This is a genomic window from Micromonospora sp. NPDC047756 (assembly GCF_055587245.1).
This window is the reverse complement of sequence record NZ_JBVJGQ010000001.1, coordinates 831,463-852,813: the sequence shown is the minus strand read 5'-3', so window position 1 is coordinate 852,813 and position 21,351 is coordinate 831,463. Positions and strand designations below refer to the sequence as shown.

At 69.9% G+C, this 21,351-nt stretch carries 20 protein-coding genes, 1 tRNA gene, 1 pseudogene and 1 riboswitch; of the genes and pseudogenes, 10 read left to right on the top strand and 12 right to left on the bottom strand.

Annotation, left to right across the window (positions count from 1 at the left end):
* Position 1: 1 nt before the first annotated feature.
* Both ACZ6NZ_RS04000 and ACZ6NZ_RS03995 read right to left on the bottom strand, forming a co-directional pair.
* Positions 2 to 1,750 (bottom strand): class E sortase, encoded by a 1,749-nt coding sequence (locus ACZ6NZ_RS04000; protein ID WP_465855500.1) that lies wholly within the window; start codon positions 1,748 to 1,750, stop codon positions 2 to 4.
* Positions 1,747 to 2,547, bottom strand: a complete 801-nt coding sequence (locus ACZ6NZ_RS03995) for a DUF881 domain-containing protein (protein ID WP_366609924.1) — start codon at positions 2,545 to 2,547, stop codon at positions 1,747 to 1,749. Before ACZ6NZ_RS03995 ends, ACZ6NZ_RS04000 begins: the two co-directional genes overlap by 4 nt.
* Before the next feature lie 221 nt (positions 2,548 to 2,768).
* Between ACZ6NZ_RS03995 and ACZ6NZ_RS03990 the strand changes: the two genes are divergently transcribed.
* From ACZ6NZ_RS03990 to ACZ6NZ_RS03970, 5 genes are all read left to right on the top strand, one after another.
* Positions 2,769 to 3,035: a cell division protein CrgA gene (locus ACZ6NZ_RS03990; RefSeq protein ID WP_238687884.1), complete on the top strand. Its 267-nt coding sequence runs from the start codon at positions 2,769 to 2,771 to the stop codon at positions 3,033 to 3,035.
* A gap of 204 nt (positions 3,036 to 3,239) precedes the next feature.
* Positions 3,240 to 5,438 (top strand): (Fe-S)-binding protein, encoded by a 2,199-nt coding sequence (locus ACZ6NZ_RS03985; RefSeq protein WP_465855938.1) that lies wholly within the window; start codon positions 3,240 to 3,242, stop codon positions 5,436 to 5,438.
* Between the two features lie 107 nt (positions 5,439 to 5,545).
* Positions 5,546 to 6,868: a hemolysin family protein gene (locus ACZ6NZ_RS03980; protein ID WP_465855497.1), complete on the top strand. Its 1,323-nt coding sequence runs from the start codon at positions 5,546 to 5,548 to the stop codon at positions 6,866 to 6,868.
* The gene (locus ACZ6NZ_RS03975; protein ID WP_465855495.1) at positions 6,861 to 7,862 is read left to right on the top strand and encodes a hemolysin family protein; all 1,002 of its coding nucleotides are present in this window, start codon (positions 6,861 to 6,863) and stop codon (positions 7,860 to 7,862) included. Before ACZ6NZ_RS03980 ends, ACZ6NZ_RS03975 begins: the two co-directional genes overlap by 8 nt.
* Positions 7,863 to 8,029: 167 nt before the next feature.
* The gene (locus tag ACZ6NZ_RS03970) at positions 8,030 to 9,043 is read left to right on the top strand and encodes a C40 family peptidase (protein WP_465855493.1); all 1,014 of its coding nucleotides are present in this window, start codon (positions 8,030 to 8,032) and stop codon (positions 9,041 to 9,043) included.
* A gap of 55 nt (positions 9,044 to 9,098) precedes the next feature.
* On the opposite strand, the gene ACZ6NZ_RS03965 is transcribed toward ACZ6NZ_RS03970, so the two are convergent.
* Complete coding sequence (locus ACZ6NZ_RS03965; protein WP_465855489.1) at positions 9,099 to 11,081, bottom strand: N-acetylmuramoyl-L-alanine amidase; 1,983 nt, start codon at positions 11,079 to 11,081, stop codon at positions 9,099 to 9,101.
* 235 nt (positions 11,082 to 11,316) lie between these two features.
* Positions 11,317 to 11,452: riboswitch (cyclic di-AMP (ydaO/yuaA leader) on the top strand.
* Between the two features lie 13 nt (positions 11,453 to 11,465).
* On the opposite strand from ACZ6NZ_RS03965, the gene ACZ6NZ_RS03960 reads away from it, so the two are divergent.
* Complete coding sequence (locus tag ACZ6NZ_RS03960) at positions 11,466 to 12,506, top strand: C40 family peptidase (RefSeq protein ID WP_465855487.1); 1,041 nt, start codon at positions 11,466 to 11,468, stop codon at positions 12,504 to 12,506.
* Positions 12,507 to 12,567: 61 nt separating this feature from the next.
* Here the strand turns inward: ACZ6NZ_RS03960 and dcd are convergent, their stop codons facing one another.
* The gene (dcd, locus tag ACZ6NZ_RS03955) at positions 12,568 to 13,146 is read right to left on the bottom strand and encodes a dCTP deaminase (RefSeq protein ID WP_089018323.1); all 579 of its coding nucleotides are present in this window, start codon (positions 13,144 to 13,146) and stop codon (positions 12,568 to 12,570) included.
* Between the two features lie 96 nt (positions 13,147 to 13,242).
* Between dcd and ACZ6NZ_RS03950 the strand changes: the two genes are divergently transcribed.
* Complete coding sequence (locus ACZ6NZ_RS03950; protein ID WP_465855485.1) at positions 13,243 to 13,800, top strand: pyridoxamine 5'-phosphate oxidase family protein; 558 nt, start codon at positions 13,243 to 13,245, stop codon at positions 13,798 to 13,800.
* 299 nt (positions 13,801 to 14,099) lie between these two features.
* A tRNA-Gly gene (locus tag ACZ6NZ_RS03945) sits at positions 14,100 to 14,173 on the top strand.
* A gap of 55 nt (positions 14,174 to 14,228) precedes the next feature.
* Here ACZ6NZ_RS03945 and ACZ6NZ_RS03940 read toward each other — a convergent pair.
* The 5 genes and pseudogenes from ACZ6NZ_RS03940 to ACZ6NZ_RS03920 all read right to left on the bottom strand — a co-directional run.
* A pseudogene (locus ACZ6NZ_RS03940) lies at positions 14,229 to 14,503 on the bottom strand (site-specific integrase); the annotation flags it as partial.
* Between the two features lie 55 nt (positions 14,504 to 14,558).
* Positions 14,559 to 15,503, bottom strand: coding sequence for a hypothetical protein (locus tag ACZ6NZ_RS03935; protein WP_465855483.1), 945 nt, complete (start codon positions 15,501 to 15,503; stop codon positions 14,559 to 14,561).
* Complete coding sequence (locus tag ACZ6NZ_RS03930) at positions 15,500 to 16,054, bottom strand: 2'-5' RNA ligase family protein (protein WP_465855481.1); 555 nt, start codon at positions 16,052 to 16,054, stop codon at positions 15,500 to 15,502. The genes ACZ6NZ_RS03935 and ACZ6NZ_RS03930 overlap by 4 nt, the downstream gene beginning before the upstream one ends.
* A gap of 194 nt (positions 16,055 to 16,248) precedes the next feature.
* Positions 16,249 to 17,187 (bottom strand): LD-carboxypeptidase, encoded by a 939-nt coding sequence (locus tag ACZ6NZ_RS03925; protein ID WP_465855936.1) that lies wholly within the window; start codon positions 17,185 to 17,187, stop codon positions 16,249 to 16,251.
* Between the two features lie 185 nt (positions 17,188 to 17,372).
* On the bottom strand, positions 17,373 to 18,341 hold the full coding sequence (locus tag ACZ6NZ_RS03920; protein WP_465855479.1) for a ketopantoate reductase family protein: 969 nt from the start codon (positions 18,339 to 18,341) through the stop codon (positions 17,373 to 17,375).
* Between the two features lie 85 nt (positions 18,342 to 18,426).
* Between ACZ6NZ_RS03920 and ACZ6NZ_RS03915 the strand changes: the two genes are divergently transcribed.
* On the top strand, positions 18,427 to 18,996 hold the full coding sequence (locus ACZ6NZ_RS03915; protein WP_465855477.1) for a TetR/AcrR family transcriptional regulator: 570 nt from the start codon (positions 18,427 to 18,429) through the stop codon (positions 18,994 to 18,996).
* 36 nt (positions 18,997 to 19,032) lie between these two features.
* Here the strand turns inward: ACZ6NZ_RS03915 and ACZ6NZ_RS03910 are convergent, their stop codons facing one another.
* Positions 19,033 to 19,383 (bottom strand): transcriptional regulator, encoded by a 351-nt coding sequence (locus tag ACZ6NZ_RS03910; RefSeq protein ID WP_465855475.1) that lies wholly within the window; start codon positions 19,381 to 19,383, stop codon positions 19,033 to 19,035.
* Positions 19,380 to 20,135, bottom strand: coding sequence for a hypothetical protein (locus ACZ6NZ_RS03905; protein ID WP_465855473.1), 756 nt, complete (start codon positions 20,133 to 20,135; stop codon positions 19,380 to 19,382). The genes ACZ6NZ_RS03910 and ACZ6NZ_RS03905 overlap by 4 nt, the downstream gene beginning before the upstream one ends.
* A gap of 185 nt (positions 20,136 to 20,320) precedes the next feature.
* Between ACZ6NZ_RS03905 and ACZ6NZ_RS03900 the strand changes: the two genes are divergently transcribed.
* Complete coding sequence (locus ACZ6NZ_RS03900) at positions 20,321 to 20,662, top strand: VOC family protein (RefSeq protein WP_238685215.1); 342 nt, start codon at positions 20,321 to 20,323, stop codon at positions 20,660 to 20,662.
* A 20-nt stretch (positions 20,663 to 20,682) separates the two neighbouring features.
* Here ACZ6NZ_RS03900 and ACZ6NZ_RS03895 read toward each other — a convergent pair whose 3' ends face one another.
* Positions 20,683 to 21,327, bottom strand: coding sequence for a dihydrofolate reductase family protein (locus tag ACZ6NZ_RS03895; protein WP_465855471.1), 645 nt, complete (start codon positions 21,325 to 21,327; stop codon positions 20,683 to 20,685).
* Positions 21,328 to 21,351: the final 24 nt, after the last annotated feature.

Here is a 21,351-nt window from a genome sequence, read left to right as displayed (position 1 = left end):
GTCAGCCTCCCAGCTCCGCCGGACGACCGGCGGACTTGGGTTGGGTGCGGTCCAGCTCGGCGTGGATGATCAGGCGCTGGTAGTTGTCGAACTTCGGGTTGCACGTGGTCAGGGTGAGCATCCGCTTGGTCGCCTTCTTGTCCGGTTCGCCGGGCACCGGCGCCACCACCTCGACCTGGGTCGGCTTGACGATCCGGGACTGCGACACCCGGTAGACGTACCAGTCGGTCTTGCTCTCGACCACGATCGGGTCGCCGTCATCCAGCTCGTCCAGCCGCCAGAAGGTGGCCCGGTTGCGGTGGCCGGCGACGGAGAAGTTGCCGACCTGGCCGGGGAGCGCGCTGGTCGGGTAGTGACCGGGGGCGAAGCGGATGTCCTCCTGAGTGACGCCCTCGACGACCACCCAGTTCTTGTCGAGCTTGGGGATGTAGAGACCCGCGAGCGGCTTTCCGCGTACCGGCGGGGACGGTTTGACGCTCGGGCCGACCGACGGGGCCACCGTCGGGTCGTCGGCCGGGCCCCACGCCTGGGCCAACTCGTTGTTGAGCTCGTTCTGGTGGGCGTCGACGATCGCCGACTTGCCCCAGACCTCGTAGCCGGCGAAGAGCAGGACGACCAGGCCGAAGGTGATCAGAACTTCGCCGGTGACGCGGATGCCGGTGCGCAGTCGCGAGCCGAACGACGGGCGGGTCAGTTCGGAGTAGACGCTCTTGTAGCCCTCGCCGGTCTGGTGCGGCCGGAGTTGCACCACCCGCTCGCCGCGTCGCGGTTGGGGAGGGTCGGCGGGGTTGGTGCCGGCCGGCTCGTCCGGGACGGCGGTGCGGGGGACGGCACCCATCAACGCTGTCGAGTCCATGGTCGGCGGCCTGGAGGCGGGAGTGGCCGGCACGGCCGGAATCAACGCGGTGCTGGCCGGGTCCGCGCCGCGATCCGTGCCAGCGCTCGACGGCACCCGGCTGGGACCGGTTGGCGGGACCCGGCTGGGCCCGGTCGGCGGGAAGCCTTCCGGCCCGGCCGCTGCGACGCGTTCAGGGGCGGCCGGGGAGACCGGGATGGCCGGGGAACTGGTGGGTCGGCCTGGCCGAGCGGTGACCTGCGGGATGTACGCGGTCGGCGAGTCGGCCAGCGGTGGCGTCGGGGGCCCGGTGGAGGCAGGCCGGCTCGACGTGCCGGGCGCGGCCGGTCGGGTCGGTATCCCGCCGGGCGCGGCAGGTCGGCTCGGCGTGGCACTCGACGGGTTCCCGGCACCCGGCGGGCGGGTCGCTGCGGCACCTGATGGGTTGCCGGTGGTCGGCGGGCGGGTCGCTGCGGCACCGGGCGCGGTCGGTCGGCTGGACGCGGGGGGTCGGGTCGGGGCGTTGCCGGGGGCAGCCGGCCGAACCGGGCCCTGGTCGCCGGCGGACGGCCGGCCGGGGGCGGTCGCGGGGGGAGCCCCGACGCCGCCGCGCGAGCTTGGCCCGGCGGTTGCGCTGCCCGGCCAGGGTGGCGGCGCTTCGGCGCCTGAGCGGCCGGCGGGCCCGGTCGGCTCGGGCCGAGCGGTGCTCGGCGGCGGTTGCTGGGTTCGCGGCGGCTGCTCAGGTCGTCGCGGTTGGTCGGCTCGCGGCGGCTGCAACACCGGCTCGGGCCAGTTGCTGGCCGGGGCCGGTCGGCCCGGTGCCGACTCGGGCCGGTCGAGCTTGGGCAGGAAGGCGGTCGGCTCGTCGGTCTGGTCCCGGTGTCGCCCGTCGCGTCGCTCGTCCGGCCCGCTCACTTGGGCACCGTAGCCGAGCGCAGGGCCGTGGAATCCTCGAATGCGGGTACTCGCACCGTCGAGGCTGTCTCCTTGTAGCCGAGCTGGTAGTCGTCGACCGCGTCCTTGAACAACCGGACTCCCTCAGAGCGGGCGAGGGCCTGCTGGAGGGCAGCGGGATCGCCGATCGCTACGATCTTGAACGGTGGGGAGTACACCCGGCCGTGAAGTAGCAGGGTGTTACCGACGCAGCGTACCGCGCTGGTGGTGAGCACGCGGACATTCATGATTGACATGGCCTCGGCTCCGCCGGCCCAGAGCGCGTTGACCACCGCCTGTACGTCTCCCTGATGCACCACCAGGTCGTCGTTGCTGGCGTCCGACTGCGTCTGGTCGAGCTGCGGCGCGTCGTTCAGCTCGACGGTGACCCCAGGGCCGCCCAGGGCGGTGAACCCGGCGTTCTGGAGGCTGCCCTGGGCGCGATTCTGCTGAGCCTTGATGGGGGCGTCCGAGCCGGCCAGCGTGTTGGTCCGTTGCTCGACCTCGCCGCGCAGCGTGGCGGCGCGGCGTTCGCTCGCGGCGACCTGTTCGCGGCGGTCCTCGATGAGCTGGTTGAGCTGGGGGCGTCGGTCCTCCCGGAGCGAGGTGCCGCCTGCGGTGGTGGCGGTGGTGGTGAAGAGCAACCCGGCCGCCGCGGCGATCAGGGGCACCCCGATCGACCAGCCCGGACGGCGTTGGCGCGGTCGCCGGGGCAGCAGCCCGGCGGCGGCCCGTCGGAGGACCTTCTGCCAGGAGGTTGCGCCGGATGTGTACTCCACCGAGCGTTCCTTCCGCGTGTCGGGGGTCGGTCCGTGCCGGCTGGGCCGGTGATGCGAACAGTCCCGCCTCTTTCGGTCACTCCGTGCACCGGCCTGACCCCATTCGTGGTCCGGACGGCCAATCGGGACTACGCTAGCTCTCGAACATTATTGGCCATGGACCGTCGCCCCCGCGCCCGGTTGTCAGGCCGGACGAGGTCGTCACCCCTCTGGAGAGCGCCGTGCCCAAGTCTCAGGTCCGTAAGAAGAAGGTGTACACCCCGCCGACGGACGTTCGTCCGACGACGGCGTCGTCGTCGTCGCGCAAGCCTAGCCCGGTGTGGTTGCCGATCACCGCGGTCGCCTTGATCGTCGTCGGGATCGGCTGGCTGGTGCTCTACTACCTGTCTGAGCAGGAGTACCCGGTCATGGCGTGGGGTTACTGGAACCTCGCCGTCGGCTTCGGTGCGATGGTCGCCTCGCTGGCGTTGCTCTCTCGCTGGCGCTGATCCGCAGGCCGTCGCGTCGACGGCACCACGTCACCCCGTCGAGCCCCTGCCCGGCAGGATCGGGTGGGGCCCCCTATGGTGTGCGCAGGCAGCGCGGCCGACTGCGAGATGACTCACGTTACCGCTGGGTAACCTTCGCGTAGGCTGCACTGCATGACCGAGCAGAGCGAGGTCATCAGGCAGCAGACCGGGGAGGCCAACTCGATGGGCAGCGTCCAGATCGTCACCACGATCCTCGCGGCCGCCATCACCGCCGTGGCGGTGTGGCTTGCGGTGCGTGCGGTCCTGAAGATGGTGGCAGTCATCCGGCTCGGGCAACCCGCGCCGGAGCGGTTCTCCGACAAGGTCGCCCGCGCCAGGACGATGCTGGTGGAGACGGCCGGCCACACCCGGATGCTCAAGTGGGGCGTGGTGGGTGCCGCGCACTGGTTCGTGATGGTCGGCTTCGTCGTCCTGTCGCTGCTGGTGCTCGAGGCGTACTTCGAGGTGGTCACCACCGACGGCGGTCTGCCGATCATCGGGCACTGGACGATCTTCGGTCTGGTCACCGAGGTCATCGGTGTGCTGGGCCTGGTCGGCATCCTGGTGCTGATGGCGATCCGGCTGCGCAACCGGCCGACCCGCCCGGGCGGGCGGTCCCGATTCACCGGCTCGACCATGTGGCAGGGCTACTTCGTCGAGTGGATCGTGCTGCTGGTCCTGATCTTCGGCTTCGTGATCCGGGGCTTCAAGGTCGCCACCGACCACTTCGAGTTCCCGTTTTGGGCCACCCCGGTCAGCCACGCGGTCGGTGCGGTGCTGCCCGACTGGGCGGACGGCGTCAGCGTCGCCGCGGCCATCAAGATCATTATTTCGATGACGTGGCTGATCGTCATCTCCCTGAACGTCACGATGGGTGTCGCCTGGCACCGCTTCCTGGCGTTCCCCAACATCTTCTTCAAGCGGGAGCCGGCCAAGCCGGCCGGCTCCGGTCTCGGCGCGCTGCGCCCGATGACGAGCCAGGGCAAGCCGCTCGACTTCGAGGAGGCGGACCCGGAGAAGGACCAGTTCGGCGTCGCCCACGTCGAGCAGTTCAGCTGGAAGGGCCTCCTGGACTTCAGCACCTGCACCGAGTGCGGTCGCTGCCAGTCGCAGTGCCCGGCCTGGAACACCGGCAAGCCCCTGTCGCCGAAGCTGCTGGTACTGAGCCTGCGCGACCACGCGTACGCGAAGGCGCCCTACCTGCTGGCCGGCGGCGGCAAGGACCTGACCGGCGAGGAGAAGGCCACCCAGGCGCAGCTCGCCCACCTGGACGTGCTGGCTCTCGCCGAGGCCGACAAGCCGTTGATCGGCACCGCCGAGGAGGGCGGTGTCATCGACCCGGACGTGCTCTGGTCCTGCACCACCTGCGGTGCCTGCGTCGAGCAGTGCCCGGTGGACATCGAACACGTCGACCACATCGTCGACATGCGCCGCTACCAGGTCCTGATCGAGTCGAGCTTCCCCTCCGAGGCCGGGGTGATGCTGCGCAACCTGGAGAACAAGGGCAACCCGTGGGGCGCCCCGCAGAACACCCGCGAGGACTGGACCAAGGGTCTGGACTTCGAGGTGCCCCGGGTCGGCGAGGTGGACGACTTCGAGTACCTGTTCTGGGTCGGCTGCGCCGGCGCGTTCGAGGACCGGGCCAAGAAGACCACCCGCGCGGTGGCCACGCTGCTCAACGAGGCGGGCGTGAAGTTCGCGATCCTGGGTGAGGGCGAGACCTGCTCCGGCGACCCGGCGCGACGGATCGGCAACGAGTTCGTCTTCCAGATGCTCGCCCAGCAGAACGTGGAGACGTTGAACGAGGCGTTCGAGGGTCGGGAGAAGGCCAAGCGCAAGATCGTGGCGACCTGCCCGCACTGCTTCAACACCCTGGGCAACGAGTACGGGCAGCTCGGCGGGGAGTTCGAGGTGGTCCACCACACGCAACTGCTCGCGCACCTGGTCGCCACCGGCAAGCTCACGCCGGTGCAGCCGGTCGACGGCGGCGTCACCTACCACGACCCCTGCTACCTGGGTCGGCACAACCGGGTCTTCGCGGCCCCCCGCGAGGTCCTCGGTGACGCCATCGAGGGCGACCTCACCGAGATGCCGCGTAACAGCGAACGGTCCTTCTGCTGCGGTGCCGGCGGCGCCCGGATGTGGATGGAAGAGAAGATCGGCAAGCGGATCAACGTGGACCGGGTCGAGGAGGCCATGGCCACCGGGGCCAGGACGGTGGCGGTCGGCTGCCCGTTCTGCTCGACGATGCTCAACGACGGGGTCAACGGCAAGGGTGCCGGCGAACAGGTCGAGGTGATCGACGTGGCCAGCGTGCTGCTCCGCTCGGTCAAGCCCGAGCAGCCGCAGGGCGGCAAGGAGACCGCGCCGATCGGCGGCTGAGACGCGTACCTCCAGGATCTGTTCATCGACGGCGGCGGCCCCTCAAGGGCCGCCGCCGTCGTGCAAGAATCTCGCCGAGGTGAGGCGACATCGACGGCCTACTCTTGATGACGCTGTTGCCCCTGGTCGGCTTCGCAGCCCTGACCGCGGGCAACGCGTTCTTCGTCGCGGCCGAGTTCGCCCTGGTCACGGTCGACCGGGCGGAGATCGACCGGCGGGCCGCCGCGGGCGACCAGGCCGCCCTGACGGTACGCACGGCGCTGCGCGAACTCTCGTTCCAGCTCTCCGGGGCGCAGCTCGGCATCACCATCACCGCGCTGCTCACCGGCTACCTGGCCGAGCCGGCTCTGGCTCGGCTCTTCACACCGCTGTTGCGCCCGCTGGCCGGGGACAGCACGCAGCGGCTCACCCCGTTCCTCGCGTTGGCCCTGGCCACGCTGATCTCCATGCTCTTCGGTGAGTTGGTGCCGAAGAATGCGGCGCTGGCCCGGCCCATGCCGGCGGCGCTGGCCACGGCCGGTCCGATGCACACCTTCTCCCGGACGTTCGGCTGGGTGATCCGGGGGTTGAACGGCTCGACGAACCGACTTGTCCGGGCGTTCGGCGTGGAGCCGCAGGAGGAGTTGGCCAGTGCCCGCTCGCCGGAGGAGCTGGGCCTGCTGGCGGGCATCTCGGCGCGGGCCGGCGCGCTGCCCACGGACACCGCGATGCTGCTGCGTCGCACCATCCGCTTCGGCGACAAGCGGGCAGCGGAGGCGATGACCCCCAGGGTGGACGTGGTCGCGCTGCGCGCCACGGCCACCGTGGCGGAGCTTCTGGAGGAGTCGCGGCGGACCGGGCGGACCCGGTTTCCGGTGTACGAGGAGACCCTGGACCTGGTGACCGGTGTGGCTGGGGTGCCCGACGCGCTGGGCGTGCCGCTGGCCGACCGGGCGTCGACCCGGGTCGGTCGGGTGGCCCGCGAGCCGGTGTACGTGCCGGAGAGCCTGAACCTGGACGGCGTCCTGGCGGCGTTGAAGGCGGCCGGGGCCGACCTGGCCATCGTGGTCGACGAGTACGGCGGCACGGACGGCGTGGTGACCGTCGAGGACCTCGTCGAGGAGTTGGTCGGGGAGATCGCCGACGAGTTCGACCCGGCGAGCGTGGACGACAACGGGTCGGACGAGCTGACCGTGCCGGGCGGTGAGCGCACAGTGCTGGTCGACGGTGTGCTCCGCTCCGACGAGTTGGCCGAGCAGACCGGCTTCCGGCTGCCCGAGGGGCCGTACGAGACCCTGGCCGGGTTCCTGATGGCCCAGCTCGGGCACATCCCGCTGGCCGGCGAGACGGTCGAGGCAGCCGGCTGGGAGTTCACAGTGGTCGAGGTGGAGCGGCACCGGATCGAGCAGGTCCGGGTGTTGCGCCCGGCGGACCCGGACGACGATGACTGAGCTGCTGGTGACAGTGCTGTTGCTGCTCGGCAACGGGTTCTTCGTGGGCAGCGAGTTCGCGCTCATCGCGTCCCGCCGGACGGTGATCGAGCCGCTGGCCGCCGGGTCGAAACGCGCCCGCTGGGCGTTGTCGGCGATGAACCAGATTCCGCTTATGATCGCCGGCGCGCAGCTCGGCATCACCGTCTGCTCGTTGGGTCTGGGCGCGATCGCCGAACCGGCGCTCGCGCACCTGCTGGAGCCGCCGTTCCACGCGGCCGGCCTGCCGGAGCGGGCGGTGCACCCGGTGGCTTTCGTGCTGGCGCTGGGCGTGGTGGTCTTTCTACACACGGTCGTCGGTGAAATGGTGCCGAAGAACATCACGCTGGCCGGTCCGGAGGTCTCCGCGCTCTGGCTCGGCCCGGCGATGCTGGCATTCTGTGTGGCCACCAAACCGTTGTTGCTCGCGATGAAATGGGCGGCCCGGAGGGTGCTGGCGTTCTGGCGGATCGAGGCGTCCGAGGCGGTGAAGACGGTGTTCACCGCCGAGGAGCTGGCCGGGTTGGTCTCGCAGGCGCGGACCGAGGGGCTGCTCGATGCGGAGCAGCACGCGCGGATCACCGGCGCGCTGGCCCTGCACGACCGGACGGCGGCGGACGCGCTGCAACCGTGGTCGACGGTGGTGACGGTGGCCGAGGACGTCTCGCCGGCGTCACTGGAGGTGCTGGCGACCAGGACCGGCCGGTCCCGGTTCCCGGTGGTGCAGCGGTCGACCCGCCGGGTGCTCGGCTTCGTGCACGTCAAGGACGTTCTCGGGTACGCCGGGCAGGGCCGCCGGTCCCCGGTGCCGGCCGACGTCTACCGACCGCTGGCGGTGGTGCCGCCGGACCGTACGCTGGCCGACCTGCTGCTGGCCATGCGTCGCGAACGGCGGCACATGGTGCTGGTCAGCGACGGACGACGACCCATCGGTGTGGTCACTCTTGACGATGTATTGACCGCAATCGTTGGGTGACGAACCAATACCCTTGGTGTGCAAGCGGTTGCACGACAGTGATGGTTACCGCCCTCGCCTTGATTACCGCCGCGAGCTTCCCTAATGTGAGGCACCGACCGCTGTGGGTCGTCTGCCTCGGCCCTTTCCTCACGCGAGGCGCCCGGCGGTCGGTTGCAAAGGAGTCGGTGCCGGTGGCAACCATGCCCCCTCATCGTGACGACCTGTTTGCGTCTGCTCGCTCTGGTGGCCTGCGTCGCGTCGCGCACCGGGTGCTGATCCTGGTCGCCGCGGCGGCGGTCGGCGCCGGTCTGCTGACCGCGCCGGCACATGCCGCGCCGACGGTCGACGAGATCGAGGCACAGATCGACAAGAAGTGGGAGCAGTTGGAGCCCACCATCGAGCAGTACAACAAGGTCCGGGCGCAGCTGAAGGTCAACCGGCAGAAGTCGGCGAACCTGCAGAAGAAGATCGAGCCGCTGGCGCTGCAGAGCGAGCTGGCGCTCAACCGGGTCGGCGACCTCGCCTCCCGCTACTACATCTCCGGCCCGTCGCACGACATCGGTGCGCTACTGGTCAGCGCCAAGCCGGACACGCTCACCGAGCAGCTCACCATCCTCGACCGGCTCGCTTCGCAGGAGCGCAAGGAGGTCGAGGGCGTCCTGGCCGTGCGGGCCAAGTACGACGGCGAGAAGCAGAAGCTGGACGCGCTGATCGTCACCCAGACCAAGCAGCAGAACGATCTGGCGGCCAAGAAGAAGCAGATCGACGCCGAGATCAAGCAGCTTGAGGCGTCGATGCCCAAGACCACTGTCAAGACGGCGGCCTGTCCGACCATCAACGGCGTGGTCAGTGCGGCGGCCCGCACCGCGATCAGGACCGCCTGCGGCAAGGTCGGCAAGCCGTATGTCTGGGGTGCCACCGGGCCGAACTCGTTCGACTGCTCGGGCCTGACCCAGTACGCCTACAAGGCGGCCGGGATCTACCTGACGCACCACACCGGTGACCAGTGGAACGAGGGCAAGGCCATTTCGCGCGCCGACGCCCGCCCCGGTGACCTGGTCTTCTTCTTCTCCGGCCTGAGTCATGTCGGGCTCTATCTGGGTAACAACCAGATGGTGCACGCGCCACGGGCCGGCAAACCGGTGCAGGTGTCCAGCATCACCACGATGCCCGTCGCCGGGTTCCGCAGACCTGGCTGATCCACCTCGCGCGACACGACGGCCCCCGGTCACCGACCGGGGGCCGTCGTGGTTCTCAGCGAGGTGCCCCCACCGGGGATGGCAACAGCTGTACGTCGGCGAGGTCGACGTACATGATCCGGTGGCCGAACTGGATCTGCGCGTACCGGTTCTTGCCGCGGATGACCGTCCAGTCGCCGGCTGAGGAGCCGTCGACCGTGCTGGCCCGGTAGTACTCGCCGGCCAGTACCGCGCCGACGGCGTACCGCTGCCCGGCGGTCAGCGTGTACTGCAGCGGCGTGATCGCCTGGTAGGGCACCCCGTCCGGGTAGGCGGACTGCTCCGGGTACGCCCGTCCGTACACCGGAACGGTGGCCCTTCCGGACTTCGGCGTCGCCACGACTCCGACGGTCCAACTGGCGGTCGGCGCGGACGCCGGGTTGTGGAACCAGGCCCGCTGCCCGAGGTACCAGATCGCGGTCCAGTCGCCCTGCCGGCCCGCCAGCGCGTACGTCTGCCCGGCGGACGCCCGGGCCCCGTGATCCGACACGGCCATCGTGTTCGGGCTGCCGTCCGGGCGGAGCGCGATGTCGTTGACCAGCGGAGCGTCGGCGGACGGCGCGCTGCGCAGCACCACCGCCGAGGAGCCGCGCGGAGCGCACGGCACGCCCACCGTGACGCAGTCGGTGAACGCCGGCTGGTTGGTGGTGTAGTCCGGATCGATACGGACCAGCCCGGTGGCCGGGGTGCCGGTGTCCAGTCGAGGGGCGTGCAGCAGGTCGAAGTAGTGCGTCCAGTCCCAGTGGGGGCCCGGATCCCAGTGCATCCCCCGCACTGTCGAGGGGATGGTGCCGGGCACGTTGTCGTGGCCGATGATGTGCTGGCGGTCCAGGGGGATGCCCAGCCGCAGCGCCAGGTGCCGGACCAGCTTCGCCGAGGTCCGGTACATCGCCTCGGTGTACCAGGTGCCCTGCGCCGCGAAGCCCTCGTGTTCCAACCCGATCGCCTTCGCGTTGACGTACCAGTTGCCGGCGTGCCAGCCGACGTCCTTCGTCCGGACGTGCTGGGCGATGTGCCCGTCGACCGAGCGCAGCGAGTAGTGCCAGCTCACGTACGTCGGGTCCTGGACGAGTTGCAGGGTGGTGGCCCAACTCGCCTCGGTGTCGTGGATGACGATGTACTCGATCTTCTGCCGCGCGGGCCGGTCGGAGAGGTCGTGGTTGCCGTAGTCCCCATCGCCGAACGCCTCGTAGGGCGCCGGAATCCACTCGCAGGAGATGGTGCGGGGGCACTCCACCCCGTCCGGGCGGGCCAGCCGGCGCAGGCCCAGCCGGTCCAGCCAGGAACGTTCGGGCCGCACCGCGCGGGCCGGCAGGGTGATCCGGTGGCCATCGTCGGTCACCCGGGCTTCGCCCGCGCCGATGGTGGTGAAGACCTCGTCGGCGAAGGCCGCCGCGGCGTCGGCGCCGTCCGCGCCCGAGTAGCGGGCCACCGCGCCGTACCAGGCCGCCGGGTCGGTGTCCGCTCCGACCGGCGCGCCCAGATCCCGCTGGTACGCGCTCAGCAGCGCGGCCCCACCCCGGATGTTGAGGCCCGCGTCGGTACGCAGTGCCTCGGGGGCGGCACCGGTCAGCGCGGCGGCGGCGTCGACGGTCTGCAACGCGGCGGTGGACGGGGTGGGCGTCTCGACCGGCCGGGGTGCGGGCATCCGGGCGGGGCGGGAGTCGTCGCCGCGTGGGTCCTCGGCGCCGGCGTCGTGGTGACCGCGTCCGGGTAGGGCGGCCACGTGCCGCACGTCGGTCAGGTGCATCGGACCGTAGCCGCCGCTGGTGCTCGGTGTGCCGGCGTTGGTGTCCCACCGGGACTCCAGGTAGGAGACGCCGAGCAGCACGACGGTCGGTACGCCGTACTCGGTGGCCGCGGCGGCGTACTGCTGTTGGCGGTCGGTGGTGGGCGTGGCGGCGGCCGGGCCGACGGAGAGTGGCACCGTGGTCACGGCGGCGACCACGATGGCGGCGAGCAGCGTGCGCCAGCCGGTCGACAGGGTTGGATGGTGCATCGAACCCCCTAGATTCTCGCGGAGTGAGGTCAGGTCACCATCGCGCCGTCCGGGAGCTCACGTCAATACCTTTCCATCTATCGAAGCGTACGGAAAGAATTCTTCACACACGGTCGGTGGCCTCGTCCATCCCGTACGGAGTGTCACGGCCGCACGGGTTGCGGATCGGTAACGGGCGTCTCTACTCTGGTCATTTGTCGGCTCGACAGCAGCTCCGCCCACCCCGGGCGGTAACGGACCGACACCGCCGAGTCGTTTCCGAGCGAACCGGGGACCCATGTCCCTCGGGGTGAATCCGCAGCCACTGCGGTAGGGCGCCGACTTCCCGCCCGAACCCGTCAGCTAACCCGGTAGGCGGTCAGGAAGAAGGAGTACGGAACCCCGGTGGCACTCCATGCCCCGCGGCCGTCGTCCGAGCGGCCGGCATCAGCCGGCCCGGCGTCGATCGTGCCGCGCCCACGCTGGTCCCGCTTCACCACCGCACTCGCCGCGCTGGCCGGCCTCGCCGTCGTGCTGACCGGCAGTGCCACGGCGGCGCACGCCGACCCCTCCGTCGCCGAGATCGAGCGCCAGATCGACGCCGACTGGAACAAGCTCGAACCGATCATCGAACGGCACAACGCCACCCGCATCGACCTCGCCGCGAAGCGCAAGCAGGCAAACGCGCTGGCCGCCCGGATCACTCCGCTCGAGCGCCAGGTCGACGCCGCGATGGACAAGGTCAGTGCCCTTGCCGTACGCGCCTACAAGGGCGAGAACGTCCTGACTGTCAACGCGGTGCTGGGCAGCCGGTCGCCCAGCGAGGTGGTCGGCCAGCTCGAAATGCTCGACCGCTTCGCGCACAACCAACAGAAGGACGTCCGCCAGGTGGCCGACCTGCGCGACCAACTGGCCGCGCAGAAGGCGCCACTGGACGAGATGGTGGCCCAGCTGACCCGCACGGAAGCTCAGCTGGCGGCGAAGAAGAAGCAGATCAACGACGAGATCGACCGCCTGCAGAAGCTGCGCCTCAAGGTGTACGGCAGCGGTGGCGGCGGTCCGCTGCGCCCGGCGCCCTGCCCGGGCAGCTACCCCGGCGGCGGCGCGGGCACCGCGGTCAAGTTCGCCTGCGCCCAGATCGGCAAGCCCTACGTCTGGGGTGCCGAAGGTCCGAACTCGTACGACTGCTCCGGACTGATGCTGGCCGCGTGGGCGAAGGCCGGCGTGTCGCTGCCGCACAACGCCGCCGCGCAGAGCCGGGTCACCAGGAACGTCAGCAAGGGTGACCTGCGCCCCGGCGACCTGGTCTTCTACTACAGCGACATCCACCACGTCGGCATGTACGTCGGCGGCGGCTGGGTGGTGCACGCCTCGCAGGCCGGTCAACCGGTCAAGATGAAGAAGGTCGACGACGGCCCGATCCACAGCTACGGCCGTCCCGGCTGACCCAGGCTGACCAAAGGGCCCGTCGCGATCTTCTCGCGGCGGGCCCTCGTCGTCCCTGGTTCTAGCGGGTGGGCCAGGTGCGCCAGTGCTGCCAGGCACGGCTGGGTGTGGGCCCCCGCTGACCCTGGTAGCGCGAGCCGTAGACCACCGAGCCGTACGGGTGCTCGGCCGGCGAGGAGAGCCGGAAGATGCAGAGCTGTCCGATCTTCATGCCCGGCCACAGGGTGATCGGAAGGTTCGCCACGTTCGAGAGTTCCAGCGTCACGTGACCGGAGAAGCCCGGGTCGATGAAGCCGGCGGTGGAGTGCGTGAGCAGCCCGAGCCGGCCCAGCGAACTCTTGCCCTCCAGCCGGCCGGCGAGTTGGTCACCCAACGAGATGACCTCCAGCGTCGAGGCGAGCACGAACTCCCCCGGGTGCAGCACGAACGGCTCGCCGTCGGGGACCTCGACCACCGAGGTCAGGTCGTCCTGCTGCATGGCCGGGTCGATGTGGGTGTAGAGGTGGTTGTTGAAGACCCGGAACAGCCGGTCGAGTCGGACGTCGATGCTGGAGGGTTGGACCAGGGTGGGCTCGAACGGCTCCAGGCCCAGCGTGCCGGCCTTGATCTCGGAGACCAGGTCACGGTCGGAGAGCAGCATCGGACAACCATAGCCTTCCCGGGGGCGGCCAGATTCGGTGCCGGTGACCAGCGCGTCGAGGTCGCTGCTCGTACATTTGTTCGATAGAATGCCCACATGGCTTCCTGGTCCGAATTCGCCGCCGACGAGCCCCGACTCGCCGACGGGATCCGCGTTCTCCTCCAGCAGTACGGGCCGGGCTTCGGCTATCTGGCCACGGTCCGTGCCGACGGCGGGCCCCGCGTCCATCCGGTCTCCCCGGTCATCACCGCCGAGGGGCTCTTCTGTTTCATCATCGACTCGCCCAAGCGCCGTGACCTGGAACGCGACGGCCGTTACGCGCTGCACTCGTTCCCCGCGGAGGAGAGCGACGACGAGGCGTACGTGGCGGGTCACGCCCGCCCGGTGACCGATCCGATCCTGGTGACGCAGCTGGCGCAGGGCGCGCGGGCCGAGCCGCAGGTCGACTGGCGGCTCTTCGAGTTCACCGTCGACGTGGCCATGCTCACCCGCCGCGAGCAGCACATCACGGGCATCCCGGGCCTCGGGCCGAGTCGGCCGGCCGTTCGGGTCTGGCTCGACCCAAACGCCCAGTCGGCGGTGGCAGCGCCCCTCGCCGTCCCGCAGACGCGCCCGACCCTCCTCGCCCGTGACGTGCAGTGCACGGCAGCCTGACCACCCGACCGGAAGAGCATCGGTGCCGGCTCCGCCACGACGGAGCCGGCACCGATGCGTACGCCCGCCACGGTTCGCCACACCTGCGGCGCGCCGCCACGTCCGGCGGGCCGCCACTCCCGCATGATCCACTCGACTTCAGCGAACCCGCGGTATCCCGACGCCCCGGATGCCCCGACTTCCAGGAAACCGAGTGGATCACCCCGGCCGACCCCGGGTGGCACGGCATGCGGACACCTGCGGCCACCGGGGGTGCCTGGGTGCAGAGGCTCGGCGACTCGGGTACAGTGGTGCCGCTTGCGGGTGTAGTTCAATGGCAGAACATCAGCTTCCCAAGCTGACAGTGCGGGTTCGATTCCCGTCACCCGCTCCACGTACGGAAGCCCTGGTCAGGACACACGTCCCGCCAGGGCTTCCGTGCTGTTCGACAGGGGTAGGGCCGCCTTGGGCAGGGCGACGGTCCGCACACCCGTCCGTGGCTTCGGCGGGCCGAGCACCAGCCGGTGCCTCGGTGCTCGACGAACGCCTGTCGCACCCGCACCGTGCCGGCTGAAAGGTCGACGTCGCACCGTTGCAGCGCGATCACCTCACCCCATCGCGGGCACCCGAACGTCGCGAACAGGATCAACGCCCGGAAGCGCTCCGCCAGGGCACGGACCTGCGACACGGTCAGCACCGGCGGCTCGGCGGCTTTCTCCTGGTCCTGAATGTGCGAGTTCGATTCTCGTCATCCGCTCTCCGTCGGATGTCGGTGCTCATCAGCGGTGAACTGTAGCGAGATCATCCAATGCCAGGCGGTACCACGTACCTTGGCTGAAGGCGTGTAGATCGGGACCCCGACATGTGTAGCGCAGGCGCTGTGCCTCGGTCCCGTCCGGGAGGACGATCCGGCCCTGCCAACCTGCCGACTCGACACCTTGGTGGCTGAGGCGAATCGGCGTCACCAGGTCGTACTCCGGACCCCATCCGCCGATCAGCACGCCCTCTGCACCGTCCATCAGGAGGCAATCCGCTGACCGGTAGGGCGCGGGGCCCAGGTCTCTCGGAACGTCGCCCACGACAGAGATCAGGTGGAAGTCGGTGTACGGGCAGCAGTACGCGTTCTCCCCGTGCACGTTGAGCGTGTAGCAGTCGAATATGGAGGGAAGGCCAGCGTCGACCGGGTAGAGCCAGTCGGGGACGAGCTCGCCCGTGAAGCGGGCGAGGCCGTGAGTCTGAGGTCCACTTCCGCTCATTGCTTCATCGAAGTAGCCGACCCACACGTCGCCCGAGGGCGTCGTCAGCAGCTCTTCGATGGCATCACCGAGGTGGCCGGCACGAACGAGGTGACCCTCGCTGGTCCATATCTGCGCATTGGGTGGGGCGTCCGGTCGGCTTCGGGCGGCTGCGAGTAGGAGTTGCCCGCCGGGCAGCGGCTGAACGAAGGACACCGTCAGGGGCGTCTCGACGGTCACCGAGGTGACGATGGTGGTGCCACCTGCGTGGGACGTCACCTGCTTCCGCTCGGCGACTTGGCGGTGTGGCCAGACAGCGAAGGCCGTGCCATCTGATCCGACGCCGACCGCCTCGGGCTCGGACTGCCACTCGTAGCGATCCGTTGGCGTGAGATATCCATGGTGCTTGAGTGCCAGGACAGGAAGTTTCAGGACTTCCAACCGTCGCCTGAGGCTGTCTCGATCGCGCTCTGCTTGGGTTTTTCTCATCGCCAAGCAGTGGTTGCACCTGAGGAGCGGCTACCCAGCGGGAACTCGCAGACGGTGCGCCACGGGCTGATGTCCGGTGTTCCGGCAATGAGCCTGACTCTGTCGATGGCCGCGTCGATCGGCAGCTGCGTGGAGATGGTTTCTGCGGCGTGGCTCAGCGTGGGCTTGGCGGCGTCGTGACCGATGGTCAGGTGCGGCACCACATCGCTGTGCACCCCGGCGTAGGGGGGTGCTTCGGGAAACTGCTGCCACACCGCCGAAGTGAGCTCCCGGAATGGGCGAGCTGGCTGCGGAGCAAGCCAGACGACCGTGTCACCGAACCAGCCGACGTCCGTCAGTGCGACGTCGAACCGCGGGATCCCGGCAACGGTCTCGCGCAGCACCGCCAAGACCTGCTCATCGATCTGCTGCGGGGGCAGGAACGGGTAGAGGACGGTCACGTGCGCTGGCACCCCCCACCCGGCGGCCGGGTCGAGCGACGCCCGAAGGGGGCCCACCGCCTCCTCAGCCTCGGGTATCGGCACGATGAGCGCCGTCTGTGTCGGTTCCATCCCCACAGCTTTCCCCCACGGTCGGCGCCGGTCCACTGGATTCACCACCCGCCAGGCGGCCCGCACCCGCCAGAGACCAGGCGGCAGGAGGCGTGGTGGGGAAGCGCCCGTTCTCAGCCTCGGGACCGCATCCGGGCAGCGAGAGAGGACGGCCGTTCGGTGAGGCGGGCGAAGGTCAGGTTGCCGAACGGCCGCTACCGGTAGTTGGCGAAGATCCGACGCTCCACGCCGTCGACGGTCACCAGGCCGCCATGCGGGAGGATCCATTGTGGCCTGGTGTGGCCGAACGGCACGCCGACGCAGACGACCGCCTCGGGGTTGTAGCGGGTCACCACGTCGACGACCGTGTCGCGCTGCTGCTGGCGAAGTCGCGCCCGATCCGCTGCCGCAGGTCGACGGGTGTGGTCGGAGACCGGCGGGCGGGCGACCAGGACCGCGTCGACGGCGCTGAGGAGACCGCGCTCACCCAGCGAGCGGACGATCCAGCCGACCTCGCGGGCGGGGAGAAGCTCCTCCGACGTCTCGATGATCAGCACCCCGCCGTGCAGGACCTCCGGGGAAAACGGGAAGCGCCCCGCCGTCAGGATCCACTGGATGACTTCCAGACAGCCACCCCAGGTGCGGCCGGTGACCGTTCGGGCCGGCCCGTGCCAGCTCCACGGCTCCGTCGGTTCGCGCTCACCGAACGACTTCAACGCCTGCGGATCTGCCCAGTCGACGCCGATGTCCTCGGACTCACCCGGGTCGGTGATCTCCAGCCGTTCCCCGCTGAGCAACGCCGCTCGCAGCGACCTGACGTGGACGTCGTCGACGGCAGGCCCGGGGCCGAGGTGCACCTGGGAGGAGCCGCCGTAGAAGCTGGCGATGCCGAGGCCCCAGAGCCAGTGGTGCAGATTGGTGTTGTCGCTGGTGCCGAGGAACGGCTTCGGGTCGGCGCGGGCCAGGTCGGCGTCCAGGTGGGGGATCACGGTGATCTGGTCCTCGCCGCCGATGACGGCGAGTATGCCGCGTACCCGGGGATCCGCGAAGGCGGCGTTGATGTCCGCCGCGCGCGCTGCCGCGGTCGCACCCACCTGGCGGGTGGTGGGGTATTCGACAGGTACGAGGCCGGTCAGGTCGGCGAGCCGTCGCATGGCCTGCTCGTGGATCACCGGGTAGGCGCCGGCGGCGGCGAAGGACGGTGAGAGGACCGCGAGGTGGTCCCCCGGGCGCGCCTTTCGGGGACGAACAAGCTCATGCTCCATGTCGAGATCCAACAGCTGTGCCGGTCCGTACGCATCTCATTTCGGCGGCTGTGTAGGCGCACGCCTGAGGCGTTTTAGCACGAGCGCGTGGGTGCCTGGGCTGCTCTCTCGGCAGCGAAGTAGGGCTCGGCCGCCTCCAGTCGGGGCACCTCCACGCCCAGCCGGCGCGCCTCCGCCAGGGTGTCGCGGCAGACCGCGCGCAGTTCCTCGGGGTTGGCGTGGGCTTCCATGACCAGGCGCATCGGCGGGAAGTGCCTGAACAGCCACGCCATCACCGGTGCTGCCAGCCAGACGGGCGCGGTGAAAGGACGTAGCTCGCCGCGGTGCCGCCGCAGATCAACGCCGCGAGCCTCGACGAGCCGCAGGAGTTCGCGGGTGGCGAGGATCGCTTCGCGTACGTTGCCGCGCGTGAGCTTGGACAACGAGCCCTGCTTCAGGCTCTGTGTGTGCAGGCCCGCGTTCTGAACGAAGTGGATCGACAGCCAGCCACGGAAGTCGGCGCTCTCCTGGAGCCTGAACCCCGCCTCGCGAAACACCTGGCGTACGGCCCGCTCGCGCTCGGTCGGCGGCCGGTCGAGAGTGCCGAAGAAGACCACGGGCAGCAGGGCCCCGTGCAGCACGCCGTCGTCGCCGAAGCCGCCGCCAGCCCCGGGAAAGCCCCAGGCCACCTGATCCGCGGGAAGGTGTTCGATCGCGGTCATCGGCTCGACCCAGAGGTTGTTGAAGACGAGCACAGTGGCTCTGCCCACGCGCGGCCCCAGGAAGGCCGCGGCCTCCGCGAAGCCGTAGTGCTGCACGCTCAGCACGATCAGGTCGAAGTCATGGTCCGGCTCCAGCGACTCGCGGTAGCGCACGGGCCACCTCTCGGCGACGCGCTTGCCCCACGGCCGTCGCCGGGCGTCGAGCAGGTCGAGATCAATCGCGTCGCCGTACGCCGCCGCCCGCCCCGGCCGGACATAGAACTCGACGTGGTGCCCGGCCCGTTCCAGGGCCCACCCGTAGGTCGCGCCGATGACGCCCCGGCCGAACATCAAGATCTTCACGCGGCACCTCGTACCCTATAATCGGAGACCGTCTCCGGTTCTCAAAATATGGAGACAGTCTCCACTTGTCAACCTGGAGCCCCACGTGACCGATGCCAAGCCACTGCGCGCCGACGCGCGCCGCAACCGGGACGCCCTGATCGCCAAGGCCCGCGAACTCTTCGCCAGCGGCTGCTTCGACCTGCGCTTCGACGACTTCGCCAAACTGGCTGGCGTGGGCACCGGCACGCTCTACCGTCACTTCCCCACCCGGGAAGCCCTGGCCGAGGCGGTCTACCGCGAAGAACTCACCGCGATGTGCGACCGCGCCCACGAGCTGCAGGCCACTCTCCCCGCCGACGAGGCGCTGGAATCCTTCCTGCGCGGCTTCGTGGACCACCTGCACCGCCACGAGGGTCTCGCCCGCACACTCGCCACGCTCATGGCCACCCAATCGGGCGCGCTGGCAGAGGGTGCCCAAGCCCTGGGCCAGGTGATCGACGACCTCTTGGCCGCCGCCGTCAGGGCCGGCGCCATCCGCGACGACGTGGGAGCCGGCGCTGTCATGATGACCCTCCACGGCATCTGTGCGGCCTACGACCACCCGACCTACCGAACCGACGCGGACGGCGTCATCACCCTCGTTCTCGCCGGCCTCCGCCGCGCGACGCCGTGAGCAGACCTGGCCCCTGTGGCAGTCCCACCACTGCGCTCAGTTGGAGGCCCGGAACTCCTGATGGCGTCGCAGGAGTTCGCGCAGCGCGCTGATCTCGGCCGCCAGCGCGGCCTGCCCCTGCTCGGTGATCCTGATCCAGGTCTTGGGCCGGCGTCCGTGGTATCCCCGTTCGATCTGGATCAGGTCGGCCTCCTCCAGCACGGCGAGGTGGCGGGAGAGGTTGCCGGCGGTGAGCTCGAGGGCGTCGCGCAGGTAGGCGACCTCCACCCGCTCGGCCTCCGCCGCGATGGTGAGGATGCCGAGCCGGTTGCGCTGGTGGACGGTGTCGCTGAGCCCGTTCGTCGGATGCCCGCCGGTGCCGGCGACCTCTGCGTTGCTGCTGGTCACGCCGACTTCCTGATCGTCTTGAGGAGGGCGATGCCGCCGCCGACGAGCAGGATCGGTGCCGGCAGCAGGGCGGCCAGCAGGAAGCTGTAGCGGTTCAGATCCCCCGGCTGGAAGTTGGCGGTCTGGAAGTAGATGTTCACGAGGGCGACCGCCGCCGTGTAGGCCGTCGCCACGACCGTCAGGCCACGGCTGCGCTCCAGTCGAGCCAGGATCAGTAGTCCCACCGCGATGACCAGGTGCGGGATCATGCCGCGGTTGGAGATGCCCAGCAGCGGTACGGTCAACCAGCTGGTCCCGTTCGAGATCACCGTCGTCATGTTGAGCAGCAGGTACCGCAGCACGATCGGCAGCACGAGCCCGACCACGGTGCCCACGATGCCGGCGATGACGTACGGCCGAGCCGGTGTCTGGACGCCCACCCGCACACCATGCCACCTGTACCACCAGAGGCTGAGCAGGTAGCCGCCGATGAGCGCCGCCAGCCAGTACCAGCCGAGGGCTGCCGAGCGTTCGAGGAAGTCCCCACCGAGGCCGGTCAGTGCGGGGTTGTCCTCCCCGACACGCAGGGCGGGCGGTTCGGCCGATTCGACGTAGAGGGGTGCGGCGACCGCCGTCAGGAGACCGAACAGCAGCAGCGGCAGCCAGTAGGCGTTGCGGGTGGCCCGGGTGCGTCGCTGGAGGGCGGCCACCGACGCCAGCAGCTCTCTCGGTGTGTCGCCGCTGTTCGGCGCGGTGCTCGATCGGTCCGACACGGTGGCCCCCTGGGTGCTCCGCGGATGCTGCACTACCAATAGGTTTGCATCGCAAATCATTCTGCGCAAGAGCTTCGGCGAGCTGATGACGTCCACCGGGATCGACAGTGGTAGTTCCTGCTGGACCTGGCACCGGCTAGGGTCCGGCTGGGAGGTGGTCCGTGTTCACCGAAGCGTTTCCGATCGTGACGACACCTGACCTGCCACGACTGATCGCGTTCTACCGGGACGTGGTCGGCTTCGAGCTGACCTACCAGTTCCCGGACGAGGGCGCCCCGGAGTTCGTCGCCCTCCGACTGGGCAGCAGCGAGCTCGGCCTGGCCGCCAACCCGGAGGCTGGCGGGCCGGCCGACTCACACCGCTGGGAGCTGTGCGTCTACGCCGATGACTGCGACGCGGCAGTGGGCGCGCTGCGCACGGGTGGGGCGACGGTCACCGAGGAGCCGGTCGACCAGCCCTGGGGTGAGCGGTCCGCACGGGTCACCGACCCCGACGGCAACCGCCTGCTGGTGCTGGCGCGGCTGTAGACGACACTGCCGGTGCGCGGTCATCGCCTCCAGAACAGGAGATGGGTTACTCCGCTGGGGCTGGGCACCGACTCGAGGTGGAAGCGGTCGAGCAGTTCGTCCGGGCTCTTCCACAACCGCTCGCCCCGGTCGAGGTCGACGGGCGCGACGGCGATGTGCATCGTGTCGACCAGATCGGCCTCGAGGAACTCGCGGATGGTGGCGACCCCACCACCGAGGCGTACGTCCCGGCCGTCGGCCGCCTGCTTCGCCTCGGCCAGTGCCTCGGCCGGGCTGACATCGCGGAAGTGGAACGTGGTGTCGGACAGGCTGAACGACGGACGCACGTGGTGGGTGAGCACGAAGACCGGCGTGTGGAACGGCGGGTTGTCCCCCCACCAGCCCTGCCAGTCATGGTTCTCCCAGGGGCCACGCTGGGGGCCGAACTTGTTGCGACCCATGATCTCCGCGCCGATGTTGCACTCGGCGTCGCGGGTCAGGTAGTCGTCCAGCCCACGGCTGCCACCCGGCTCGGTGCGATACACGAAGCTGGCGGTGGCGGAACGCCAGGAGAACAGTGGGGTGGGGTCCGCGTGACCGAAGGGCCGTTCGAGGCTCTGCCCCTCTCCGGTCCCGAACCCGTCGCGCGAAACGTTGAAGCACTGCACCCGCAGCAGTTGCGGCATGATCTTTCCTCCTTCCGTCGATGG